At 47.8% G+C, this 12,057-nt stretch carries 11 protein-coding genes; all 11 read right to left on the bottom strand.

Annotation, left to right across the window (positions count from 1 at the left end):
- Positions 1 to 12: 12 nt before the first annotated feature.
- Entirely contained in the window at positions 13 to 1,536 is a 1,524-nt protein-coding gene (locus H6786_00935; GenBank protein ID MCB9815935.1) for a hypothetical protein, read from the bottom strand.
- Positions 1,537 to 1,569: 33 nt separating this feature from the next.
- Positions 1,570 to 2,043: an Hsp20/alpha crystallin family protein gene (locus tag H6786_00930; GenBank protein MCB9815934.1), complete on the bottom strand. Its 474-nt coding sequence runs from the start codon at positions 2,041 to 2,043 to the stop codon at positions 1,570 to 1,572.
- A 57-nt stretch (positions 2,044 to 2,100) separates the two neighbouring features.
- A complete protein-coding gene (locus tag H6786_00925; protein MCB9815933.1) occupies positions 2,101 to 4,002 on the bottom strand; it encodes a hypothetical protein in 1,902 nt (633 codons plus the stop codon).
- Positions 4,003 to 4,053: 51 nt separating this feature from the next.
- Entirely contained in the window at positions 4,054 to 4,461 is a 408-nt protein-coding gene (locus H6786_00920) for a hypothetical protein (GenBank protein MCB9815932.1), read from the bottom strand.
- 19 nt (positions 4,462 to 4,480) lie between these two features.
- Positions 4,481 to 5,563, bottom strand: a complete 1,083-nt coding sequence (locus tag H6786_00915; protein MCB9815931.1) for a hypothetical protein — start codon at positions 5,561 to 5,563, stop codon at positions 4,481 to 4,483.
- Positions 5,564 to 5,688: 125 nt separating this feature from the next.
- Complete coding sequence (locus H6786_00910; protein MCB9815930.1) at positions 5,689 to 6,834, bottom strand: hypothetical protein; 1,146 nt, start codon at positions 6,832 to 6,834, stop codon at positions 5,689 to 5,691.
- A gap of 316 nt (positions 6,835 to 7,150) precedes the next feature.
- Complete coding sequence (locus H6786_00905) at positions 7,151 to 8,401, bottom strand: Y-family DNA polymerase (protein ID MCB9815929.1); 1,251 nt, start codon at positions 8,399 to 8,401, stop codon at positions 7,151 to 7,153.
- Between the two features lie 94 nt (positions 8,402 to 8,495).
- Positions 8,496 to 9,038 (bottom strand): hypothetical protein, encoded by a 543-nt coding sequence (locus tag H6786_00900; GenBank protein ID MCB9815928.1) that lies wholly within the window; start codon positions 9,036 to 9,038, stop codon positions 8,496 to 8,498.
- A gap of 168 nt (positions 9,039 to 9,206) precedes the next feature.
- Positions 9,207 to 10,391, bottom strand: a complete 1,185-nt coding sequence (locus H6786_00895) for a hypothetical protein (protein ID MCB9815927.1) — start codon at positions 10,389 to 10,391, stop codon at positions 9,207 to 9,209.
- A 33-nt stretch (positions 10,392 to 10,424) separates the two neighbouring features.
- Positions 10,425 to 10,871, bottom strand: a complete 447-nt coding sequence (umuD, locus tag H6786_00890; protein ID MCB9815926.1) for a translesion error-prone DNA polymerase V autoproteolytic subunit — start codon at positions 10,869 to 10,871, stop codon at positions 10,425 to 10,427.
- A 27-nt stretch (positions 10,872 to 10,898) separates the two neighbouring features.
- Entirely contained in the window at positions 10,899 to 12,038 is a 1,140-nt protein-coding gene (locus tag H6786_00885) for a hypothetical protein (GenBank protein ID MCB9815925.1), read from the bottom strand.
- Between the last annotated feature and the right edge of the window lie 19 nt (positions 12,039 to 12,057).

Genomic DNA, 12,057 nt, shown 5'->3' with positions numbered 1-12,057 from the left:
TTTTCGTAAACGTTACTTGAGAATTGTCTTTACATCATTGATTTCCTTTTCAATCAAGGTCTCGGAGACTTCAAGTGCTTGTGTAAGTGCTTCAACTGCTTCCTTCTCCTTTGCTGACAAACGCTTTCGTTTTGTGATGGTGTTTATTTGATCGTAAATCTCATCGCGAAGTGCTGAGAAGATCTTCTCCATCTGATCCTGGATCTCTCTCGTTTCGCGACGCAGTTTTTCCTCTCGCTCCTTAAGTTTCTTGTGCTCGTACCAGAAGTAGATGATCTGCAGAATGATGATAACAAGCAAGAAGAAGATGAAGAGATTGATCGGTGTGAGAAAATCCCAGAATGATCCTTCGTCTACCACCTCAACTGGTTTTACCCAACCAGCAGTGATCAGTACAGCCACACTACTTTCACGGGTGTTACCGGCCATGTCAGACGCTACAACTTTCACAGTGTAGGTACCATCCTCAAGTTCTTTGAGCAAATAGCCAAGGCGAGCTTCATCAGGCGTGATGCGGATCGGCTCCTTATCAGCGATGGTCATGTCATAGTACTCGACGCCTGACGTGCGGTCATTTGCCTCAAACCGAAGAATCGGGAATGAGTCTTTAGAAGTACCAGCCTGCACATTGATCGCAAATGGCTCAGGTGCAGTTGTGTCGATCATGAGCTTACGGTTTGTCACTGCTCCCCAACCAACTTGGTTCTTGAAGTTGACGCTTACATACTGGACACCATCAGTAATGATATCTTTTGTAATCAAGAATTCCTCAACTGGTGGATCGATAACCGCATCCTCATTTTCCTCTGGACGGTTTTCTGGATCGTCAGTGATCTCGATTGCAACTACGTTAACATCAAATGGTAGAGTCCAGGTAAACAAACCTTCAGTTTCGCTGTACCAGACATCCGGGTCTAAGAAAACTTGTGAACCAATTTCTGGCTGTCTAGGCGGATCCCCGAAGATAATCGCCTGGTCATCATCTTCCTCATCTGGAGTTGGGGTAGGGGTTGGAGTTGTGTCTGGTGTCGGTGTAGGGGTTGGAGTTGCTGCACCGGTGATGGTGTAGTTTGCACTAGCTCCATTTTTGTAAACATCTGTACCGCGACCATCTGCAGCGAGCACTGATGCATTTGAAAATGTGACAGAACCAGAACCTTCAGCAACAGTTCTAAAGGTAACAACTACCAGATCAGAGTTCGTAGTAAATGGAGTTGGACTTCCGCCGCCAAATTCAATGGTTCCGGCAGAGTTAGAGAACTTTGGCTCTGTCGTCCAAAGTGAAAATGCAGAACCATTCTTACTCAAGCTGACAACCGAGAGAACAGCAGGGTCAAATTTTAAAGTCGCCTCAACTGCGTTAATGTTATCGCCACTTGGCAAGGCACGAATGGTCGCAGTGAATGTCTGACCGACAGAATACGAACCTGTACTTGGAGAAAGTGAGAGATCTGCTGCAAAAGCAGTCAGTGCTCCAAACGCACAAAATACCCACGCACTGACGAGGAGTATTAGGTAAGGAACAATTCGTCTCACAAGGTACAACATAGAACAAATGAACAATTACAATTATTTGGTATCTCTCTTTAGTGGCTTACGTCCAGTAGTAACTCGAAGTTCGACCTTCTCTTTCTCACTTGGCTTAAGCAGTGGGAGTACCAAGATAAGCACACCGTTTTTAATCTTTGCTTCCGCCTTATCGATGTTCACACTCTCAGGCAAAATGATACGACGGTAAAAATCACCCCAGACACACTCTTCGGCCACAAATGATCCTTTAACTTTTTTCTTTGGGAAGACGATGTACTCTGGTCGCACACGCTTACCTTCGATCAACACAATGTCAGCATCGCCCTCGATAGACACATGTACATCATTCATGTCTGCGCCTGCTGACTGCGCATACACCACAATGAGACGCTCTGTTTGAAATACGTCTACATGTAGCTGAGCAACTTTATCAACCGCTGTTTCTTCAGCGTCAGACAAAAGCCCCTCACCATCGCGGACGCCCCTACCCTTGAGTCTTTGCAGAAAGGACATACAACAACATTATACTGTCTCGCTCGTAAATAAAATCATAATTACCCACACTATGAACTAACCTGTCCAGTTAAAGAGCATGATTGAAAAGTCAGTAAGGCTCACTGTACCATCGCGATTGATATCTGCTGGCGGATCTGAATCCCCGCCATTAGAAGCCCACCAGAAAAGAAGGATCGAGAAGTCGACTAGGTTAACCTTTCCGTCACGGTTCAGGTCGGCATTGATCGGCACATCCGCTTCCCCACCAACACCATAATATGTGTACTCAGACCAGTTTGTCTTTGCTCCCCCGGTCTGCTCAGATTTTGCCCTGATCTGGTAAGTCCCTTCTGAAAAACTAGACGTATCTATCGTCGTGCTCCAAAAACCAGAAGCGTTTGACGTAAGTGTAAAATCTTTAATGATCGTCGAGCGTAACTTACCGTTTTGCACCGAAACTGTTGCATTTGGCAGCGCGTATCCTGACACTGTCAGTGTCTCACCAGGATCGACTGGATCTGGTTCAACTAAAATTGATGGAGCGACGTTTACGTTTGTAAGCTCGGACGTTCGTGCTCCTGTAACTGTAAACGAGGTGCTGAAAGTTGAAGACCTTGTATCGTCTGGACCACTTGCGTACACACCGAACGTGTACACACCACGCGCGATCTCATCGAGCGTGATCGAGTACTCACCAGAAGAATTGGCACGCGTGGTGTCGAAGAAATTACCATCAACCAAAATACCAACCGTACTATTTGGATATGCGTATCCAGAAATGATAACGCGACCGTCTCCGCTCTGATACGGTGCATCATCCTCAAAGCCGCCACCGGAAGTGCCGCCACTATTGCCGCCTGAACCACCGCCACCGCCACCGCCTGAACCACCAGAGCCTGACGAACCACCTTCAAGTGGTTGTTCTCCGTTTGAATCACCAGACTCACCTCCGCCTCCACTACCAGTACCTGTACCCTCATCACCAGAACCTGAACCGTCTCCACTCGTGCTACCTTCAGTGTTTGCACTACCGGTTGGGATCTCGTTGACCGTAAAGATGATCAAGTAGTCATCAATATTGAAGTTATCCTCGTCGTCAATACAGCGCACATAGAACTGCTGTACCGAGTCTGGCGTCACAGCTACTACTTGCGAATGGAAGATGAGACCGGTGTTTGAAAAAGTATGAGGCATAGCTGCAAAAGATGTGCCAGCGACCGTATCAAACTTACAGATCGCGAACTCATCGGTTTCGAGAGAGATCTCTACACTGAGTGTCGTACCACCAACTGAGCTAGTCGGAGAACCATTGAATCGATACGGTGGAATTTCCTCAGTGGTATCAACACCCGGAACTGACACTTTTTCCACCAGGAAAATGAGAAAATCGATGTTCGCGATCGTTGTGCCATCAATAACTTCAAGTGCGACCTTCTGAAGACCGGTCGTTCCTGCATTCACGATCGGTTCAGCATCACCAGGCACCGTCGTAGACCCGGTGCTTGTACTATACACAGCATAGGGCTGGATAGCTGTTGATGCCTGACTTCCAACCCTAAACTCTAATCTACTTCCCGAGGTAATGCTGTAGTCAGGCGCGAGAGTATACTGGATAAGACCAGGAGATCCTGTCGTGATATCAACTTGATCTACCCCCGGAGAGGCAACTGCAGCTGAGGTGCGAACCGCGCCGTTGACCCACAGTTCAACATTACGCTCAGCAAACGTAGTGGTAGACAGAATGGCAAACCCAGCTGGTGGTGTAAATTCAAACACAGTACCAGGACCTGCATCAGCATTGAGCACAAACTTAAACGTATGATTTGACTGCTCGTTAGGACCTGAGTCGGAGAGGGTGTCGCTGTACTCAATGATGTTGTTGAGGGCTTCGGCAGATTGTGGCACAGACAAGTACCCCATCACACACACGATGAGCACCACAAATAACTGAATCCACTGTCTCAAAGCAGCTTTCATGTCGTACTTTCTAGTACATTGTACCCTGCCGAACTAAGGGTTTTTGCAGCATTACACAGGTTGCACCTCACGCTCCTCACGAGACCGTAAATAGTCTAATGCGTAGTTGAGTATGATAAGCACCAACAGTACGAACAGGATGCTGGAGAGTACATATGAAGACGTATTCGAGCTAACAGCACCAGAGTTAAGATCGACTGCAATTTCTCGCTCACGAAGTGCTGCTTCGCGAGCATCAAGTTCACGCTGTTTAGCAGTCAATTCAGCTGTAAGGGTATTGAGTTCTGTTGGCTGTACAGAGGCAGACATTCCAACTGCGTTTGCGAGATATGCATGTGTACCCTCAGCAACTCGTGCGGTTGATTCACTCAACAGCCCACTCTCAAACACCAACACCACCGCACACACGACAAGTGCTACGCGTAAAAATTTGTGATATGTGCTGTGCTGTATATCCATACAGATAGTGTACCGCAGCTTACGCAAAGAGCGCTAGCAATACGATGAGGAATAGTGCGGTCACGGTAAGCATCACAACAGTGAACAGCATGAGGGATGACGGACCACCACGACGACGCTGTCTAATAATGCGACGACCTTGAGTCATGTGTGCAAGTGAACGCTTGATATACAACCGCACAAAAACGAATGTGACCAAAAGAACCACCGCCAACACGATCAGTGCCGGACCAATGATGTTCATCGGCAGAACCCAGAAGGTTACCGTACTCGACATTGTATTGATAGCTCCTGTTTCACCGTATACCGGACTCAAAATCGCTTCATAGCGACCAAAACCAGTCGTACCACCATCCCAGACGATTTCGTCAAACTCCTTGGTTGACTTTGGAAAGACTCCAGCTTGTGCTTCATTGAAAATGATCGTACCAACCTTGTTACCAAGCATGTTGTGGATCTCAAGCGGACCAACCGGACGAACGAGCACATTACCTTCGTTCTCGATACGCACGTTAAAATTGACCTTTGGTGCACCATAGATAAATTTATCTGTTGAAAACTGTCGGATATTTGCCTTCTCGATCACATCACCAGAAATACGAATACTGATGATATTGGCAACTTGGTAACCAATCGCTGCGCCCACCATATCCACCTCAGGAGGTTCTACTGAGAAGAATACACCACCAAAGTGACTACCAGGTGAAGCATTTTCAGGCACGTTCATAGTGATGGAAAGAGAAACCTTCTGACCTGCAGGGATGGTAACCTGTGTGTATGGAAGCTCTATCCAGTCAGCTAACTCATATCCTGTCTTCTCCAAATTATCTTGTGCAAAGATCGGAACACCACCAGGTCCAACACCAGAGATGTTTCTAGTGAACACAAAGTATTCTTGATCTCTAGGATTCAAGTTCTCTACCTCGATCACATACTGCTGCACCGCACCAGGATCAAGAGATTCTTCGATAACGGCAGGCTTGATACCAAGTCCTTCTTGTGCATGAACTGGAAGTGAGAAGAAAAAACTGAGCGCAAGAAAAGCAGAAAATATAATGAGAAATCGAGCAGACAGAGCCACAACAGAGCGATGCGATAGCATATAATAATAAGTGTTCAATTAAAGATTAACCTTACCATCATACCACCTTACAGCAGTGTGAGACCCGGGTTGTATACAACAAAAAACTTCCAGTAAAGGAAGTTTTTTGTTTGCATCGTTAGAACTTAGAAGGTCGGAGTTGCTATGTACGTCAAGATAGTACTATAGTCATCTGCCGCTTCTTGAAGTGCCGTGATCTCGATCTGGTATCCAACAGTTGTTGAACCAATATTTGTTGTCCATTCATCTGCTGGACCATCGTGACTGAAGACTTCTCGCGGCGTTGTTGAAGCTGCTACGTATTCATTTGCTCCAAGGTCTACTGTAGCATCATCGTCATAGGTCATACCCCAGTGACCCCACGTAGTTTCATCGGTTACGATGTTGGCTGGCGACACCCAGGAGTTCGAGGTAGTTGATAAGTCTGCCCCGTTGGCAAAGGTGTCTATGATAGCACCAGTTGAAGACTGAAGGTCACCGTCTGTGTGCACCGTTACTACGAATCCGTTACGAGCGTTAGTAGCTACTGTTAGGCGTTGTGCAATGGTCTTTACATCACCGTTACCAATAGTTCCGAATGGAATCGTGGTTGGAGTGGATGAACCGCTAGTGGTTGTTCCGTTAACTGCGGTACCAGTTGCAGTACCATAAATAGTGAAGTCAAAGGACGTATCGACGATAGCCGTAACGAGTACGTTGTCAATGATAGCTACCCTCATGCGACCTGTATCTGGAGCTGTCCCCGCAGTAACGACAAACTCGTATGAGCCAGCTACACCTGGATTTACGATCTGATTGTTACCAGTTGTTTGGAACGTTGCGTTTGTTCCGATCTCAATAGTAGTTGTGCCGAATGCAGCGATTGCACCACCTTCACCAGTACAAACTGTTAGAGTAAGCACATTACCAGCGAAGGCAGCGCCAATATCATCACCACCACCTCCACAAACTGCTGCAAGTGTAAGGTCACCAGTACCAACAACACTTACATCAACATCATCAAATGAGAGACCCGTTGTATCAAACGGACCATCAGTAAAGTCGATGGTGATTGTTGAACCATCAGCAGCTACTCCCGAAGGAGTGGAGAAGGTAATGGTGTGATTTGATACAGCTGACAAATCTGAGTCTGAGAGGGTATCACTAATAACTGTTAGGTTGGCTGCTTGCGCAGTGCTATACACTCCGATTGACCAGAGTAACATTGCACTAGCAACAAGTGTCGCGACCACCCGTTGCGCAAAGCCAACATTAGTTGCTTTTGCGAACATGTTTATTATTTATATAGTTTTGTGAATAACTTTTACTTCTGCGTTGTACAAACGAGGAAGTTCTCGATTGAAGTTTTCTGTGGAGATGACTCGGTATCCAATGTTTTGAAAAGGCTCAGCCTGTTATGGACACTTCGTCACTTCAATCGATCTTCCAACATTCTACTAGGTCTTTTTTACTTTGTCCGAAAGTATCTGTTGATAACTATTTTTGACTGACCTTTGCATTAGTGTAAAATCGTGCATTTTCAATGAAAAATTGAGTTCGATGAGACATGACGCTTATAGAAAGTTAAGTACAAATGTCGATTATGTTTTATGCGGACACAGAAGCAACATCAGACCAACGCGTCGTATATGCCGGCGAGCGCACATCATGGCGCGACTGCCACTTCTGGCTTTTAAGTCGACTACCAAGCAACACTACTTCCCTGCCTGTATGATCATTGAGTGTATCGATAAGCTCAGAAACCGCCGCCGTAGCCTTGGGTGTAGATGCTGGTTCAAATAGCGATTCCTGCTGCACCTCAAGTGAACGCAAGCCACTCACCGTCACTCCAGCTTTCTTGTATGGCACACCCGCCTCATACAGCTTCTCCGTCAACCGTGCAGCAGCCCGCATAAGCTCAAACGAGTCACTGGTCGGTGTATCAAACGTAGTCAAAACCGTACCGCCACGCAGCATAAAATCCCCGTGTCTACTCGGCCGAATGGAGACTGCAAGCTGCGTTGCACCCTGCTCCATTTTGCGGAGATCAGCCGCCACATGACGTACGTGATACGCCACTGCATCCATGAGCGTAGATGAGTCAGAAACGGTATTTTTAAACGAACGCGAGCTCATAATGCTCTGCTGCGGTTCGAGTCGTGGCGCTACAAAATACGACGGCTCGCCACTGAGTTCACGCTGCAAACGCAGGCCAGAAATACCAAACAATCGACTGATCCGAGCAGTGTCTGCCGCCAGCAAATCCGCCACCGTTGCAAGGCCGTGTTGCTTGTAACGAAGCTCCATTTTGCCTCCTACTCCCCAGATGGCTACTAGGGGGATCTGTGAGGCAGTTGTGAGCAATTCAGGCGTATCAAGTACCCTAATTCCTACGCCTTTTTTGGCAAGAACATTGGCGTATTTTGCGAGGGTTTTGGTGCGTGCGATACCAACCGAAACCGGGATCCCTACCACTCGTTCCACTTCCTGTTTCAGTCGCTTTGCTACCTCTTCAGGGTGCTCAGTGACAGTAAAAAATGCCTCATCTACCGAGTACTGTTCGACAGTATCGAGCTGTTCACGTAAGACCGTCATCACTCGCCGCGAAATATCGCGATAGAGTGCGAAATGCGAAGAAAACGTTGTAATACTATGTTTTTTCACTATGTCCTTTATCTGAAAGTAAGGGACACCCATGGGGACACCAATGTCCTTTACCTCTTGGGAGCGCGCCACCACACAACCGTCATTACTTGAAAGTACCAAAACCGGCTTCCCTACCAGATCCGGCCGAAACAGCCGCTCGCACGACGCAAAGAAGTTGTTGCAATCAAGGAGACCGATCCAGGCATGTTTCATTCTGGATAGTATAGCAATCTTTGAGTAGTAAAACTCAAATTGAATCATAAAAAATCGCCCGGTGTCAGAACCGGGCGATGAGGGAACTTTGATGTTAACGGATGGGAATGGTGATACTGCTCAAACCCTTCTCATCCATCATTTTCTTAAGCGCTTCCATGTCAATTGACCTTACTGCATCATCGAGCTGCTCACACCTCGAATTGACATGCACGTCGCAGGAATGACAACTGGAGACACCATCGTCGTACGACATGATGCTGCCGCATTCAGGACAACGCTTCGTACTGTGCGCCCTACCGGAAGACTGCTGGGAACTTCTCCTTATCTTAAGGTCGTTCCAGTTGTGTGCCAAAAATGCGATTTCGAACACTAACACGATCGGACCAAACCCCAGCATAATCGGTAGGTCACCGCCGGTGTCGTCTGGACCATCCCAATCACGACTCACACGATTGAATTCCAGTGGATCAGTCTCCCTCCAGCGGAAAATCTGATACATATGGACCATCCAGCTGGCGAGGCCGGAGAACGGCCAAAGACTCCACCACCATGACACATCCTCCATTGAATAGAACGCGAGGACGATGAAGAGCATCGTCGACACCCAAACAACATTAAATACCTTTTTGCTCATGAGCATCTCCTGGTTGATATTGTGATTCAGGTCTACAACTAGTTGATAATTATGTACCAAATAAAACATTATGTCAATATAAGACCTAGAGTTTGTGTTTCTACTGGGAGAAAATAAAAGAACCGGCCGGCCCCTTCGGGGGCCGGTTTTTCCTCTCTGTCTTCTATCCTAGAAAAGCTTCCACACGTCCGGATCTTCCTCGCCGTCAACCTTAAAGATCGCAGTTCCCTTGAGGTCGTACTTTTTCACCAGATCAAGCTTCTCATCGATCGCTTCAGCATCGCTCCAGATCACGACTCGAACCGGGATCTCAATATCGGCATAAGTCGCTACCATAAGCGCTTTAGCGGCAGCTTCAAAGCCCTTTGGGGTGCCTTTGGGGGTCGGTAGCGCATTAAAGATCTTCCAGACAGAATCCTCAGGGAAGTAGCTGATCACTGCTTCGCCGCCTTCAGTGCGGCCGATTGGTGCGTCGTACTTATCAGCCAGTTCCATGATGCGTGGATGATTAAGCGAAGCTACCCGCTCGTAATCTCGATACCAATCGGCCGCCACCGTCACATCCCAGGCTCGTCCGTAAGTCGGTACGCCGAGTAATACCTTATCTTCATCAAAATCCTCAAGCGCAAGTTCTACCACCTTTTCTACCCATTCGGTGTCTGCCACTGGCATATACGGTACCCCACGACGCTCGTCATTGAGCTTTAAGTCGGCTCGCTGCTGGTCATAGGCCATGATTTCGATCCAATCACAGTGCTTGTTCATTGCTTCATAATCATTGGCATAGTTGATTACTTCTGGCACTTCTTTCCATCGTGATTCTGGGGGAGTGCGAGCCTCTACCGTACAGGTAAGATAGCGACGACGGCCAAGCTCATCATTGAGTTCCTTGAGGAAATCAGAGTAGTCATCGATCGTCTCCGACAACTTCCCTTCATAGTCAATATTTACCCCATCAAAGCGGTATTTACGCACCATTCGCGCGATCTCATCGATGTGCTCCTTGCGAGCCTTTCTGTCGCTCAAAACCTCATGGATCGCATCTCCATCGAACCACATCACAGTCGGGATCACTTTTACACGCTCATCATCAGCCTCATCAAAGAGGTCTTCCCACTGCTTATCATCAAAATCAACGCGATTCAAAAGGGAACCGTCCTCCTTCACCTCGAACACGAATGGGTACAGAATATCGATCTTCTTCATGTGCTTTGTCGCACTTTCGATCCCAGCCTCTTCAGACCACCATGGTAGCCAAGCTGCTACTTGCTCACGAGCGTCAACCGAAAGTGGCGTTGTGATAAAAAGCGCCAGCATGGCGACAAACCCCCATTTTGTTACTCTTGTATTCATATGTTCGAGGACGAATTTACTGTCTATTTCTTACTAAAAAACCCGCGCACTGCCGGTCACTACACCCCAAATATAACATCCTTCGGCCTCATCAATACTGATCGGTTCGTAGCCTTCTTGCTCTGAAACGAGCGCCATACCACCAGACAGCTTACGCAAACGCTTCACTACCAACTCGCCGTAGACCGCAGCCACTACAATCAGGCCGTTCTTAGGCTCAATCGAACGATCTACTACAAGAATATCACCATCAAAAATCCGAGCTCCTTCCATAGAATCACCTGATACCCGCACGAAAAAGGTTGCGGTTGGATGTTCAACCATCAGATCATTGAGATCAAGTGGACGCTCCACCAGATCATCGCCAGGCGCAGGGAAGCCGGCAGCTGGTCTTGAAGCAAAGAGGTCGTGCTCTTGTGACCCTTTGGACACGGCAGGTCGAGCTGAAGTGACCAGAACCTTATGCTGTGGCTTTGTCATGCCACTAATAGTATCAAAAGAAGGCGACTAGACAATGACTGCGCCAGTCGTGAGAAGTGAGTGTGCGTACCAAAGTCCCCCCATTGCAATAATGAGAGCAAATCCATATGCCACTTGCACGTAGTGCAATCGTCGCAGACCAAGCGCAATCGAAGTACTGAGCATGAGTAGCACAAGTGTACCAAGTACAAAGTAGGTCCACTGCAACACTTCATTTGGTCGCGTAGCATACGATACAATGGTTGCACCTGCAGGCTGCTCTTGAGGCACTATGATCTCAGCTACAGCAAGGCCAGAAGAAGTAGCGATGACTGGCGAGCTGACCACCACAACATCATTGATGAAGCTAATAGTTTGCTCTTCAGTAGGCTCAGGTTCTGCTATTGGTGCAGATTCTGGTGCTGACGTCTCTTCGACAGCTACCACAACCGGAGTCTCTATAGCAGCCTCTTCGATCACCTCAGCCCGAGATGTAGATTCAGAATCTACTGCAACCGGCACCGGAACAGGCAGAGAAGCTAGTTCTGGAACAGCCTCAACCACTTGTTCAGGAGCACTGGCCACCACAAGTGGTTCTGGTGCCGGAGTTGGAGTTGGTGCGACTGGAACAGGTCTTGGCGCTGGCGCTACAGCCGGAGCACCAAACAGTTGCACGACGTATACCGTGTTGTAACCTTCATACGTACCTTTAGCAGTACCAACACCGATCTCGGTGTACTTTGGATCAATAATATTCTGACGGTGTGTTGGCGAATCCATCCACGCCTCAACCACTTCATCTGAATCAGTGAAGTGGATCGCCAGGTTTTCACCGGCGTGTGCGTAGACATAGCCAACTTCATTGAACCAATGCCATGGTGAAACACCAGATGGACTGTAGTGAGCGAAGTACTCGTTCTTAGCCATATGTTCGGCCTTCAGCCGCGCCGCTTCGTCTAAGAGCGCATTTCGCTGAAGCGGCGCGGCTGAAAGTTCCGCACGCTCCTCATTAGTGAGATCAACAACCACTGCTGGCAATACCGTCGAAACGAGCCACTCTGAAGACTGCCACAACAGTGCATGAAGATTAGCGCCAATGAACGTCAACAAAACAAGCACTCCCATGAGTGACATTGAGATCTTTTGTAGTGTATGCAAACCGCGGACTGGCGCTTCACCAATATTCATGTCCTAGTATTTTACGTCA

It is taken from the genome of Candidatus Nomurabacteria bacterium (assembly GCA_020632075.1).
Taxonomy (GTDB): Bacteria; Patescibacteriota; Minisyncoccia; order Phycocordibacterales; family UBA918; genus OLB19.
The sequence above is the reverse complement of the archived record's forward strand: the minus strand, read 5'-3'. Positions and strand labels throughout refer to the sequence as shown.

What these genes read in the sequence shown, in the direction of transcription:
- H6786_00915 (MCB9815931.1), bottom strand. Translation starts at nt 5,563, where the DNA reads ATGCTATCGCATCGCTCTGTTGTGGCTCTGTCTGCTCGATTTCTCATT.
- H6786_00885 (MCB9815925.1), bottom strand. Translation starts at nt 12,038, where the DNA reads ATGAATATTGGTGAAGCGCCAGTCCGCGGTTTGCATACACTACAAAAG.
- umuD (MCB9815926.1), bottom strand. Translation starts at nt 10,871, where the DNA reads ATGACAAAGCCACAGCATAAGGTTCTGGTCACTTCAGCTCGACCTGCC.
- H6786_00910 (MCB9815930.1), bottom strand. Translation starts at nt 6,834, where the DNA reads ATGTTCGCAAAAGCAACTAATGTTGGCTTTGCGCAACGGGTGGTCGCG.
- H6786_00905 (MCB9815929.1), bottom strand. Translation starts at nt 8,401, where the DNA reads ATGAAACATGCCTGGATCGGTCTCCTTGATTGCAACAACTTCTTTGCG.
- H6786_00920 (MCB9815932.1), bottom strand. Translation starts at nt 4,461, where the DNA reads ATGGATATACAGCACAGCACATATCACAAATTTTTACGCGTAGCACTT.
- H6786_00930 (MCB9815934.1), bottom strand. Translation starts at nt 2,043, where the DNA reads ATGTCCTTTCTGCAAAGACTCAAGGGTAGGGGCGTCCGCGATGGTGAG.
- H6786_00895 (MCB9815927.1), bottom strand. Translation starts at nt 10,391, where the DNA reads ATGAATACAAGAGTAACAAAATGGGGGTTTGTCGCCATGCTGGCGCTT.
- H6786_00900 (MCB9815928.1), bottom strand. Translation starts at nt 9,038, where the DNA reads ATGAGCAAAAAGGTATTTAATGTTGTTTGGGTGTCGACGATGCTCTTC.
- H6786_00925 (MCB9815933.1), bottom strand. Translation starts at nt 4,002, where the DNA reads ATGAAAGCTGCTTTGAGACAGTGGATTCAGTTATTTGTGGTGCTCATC.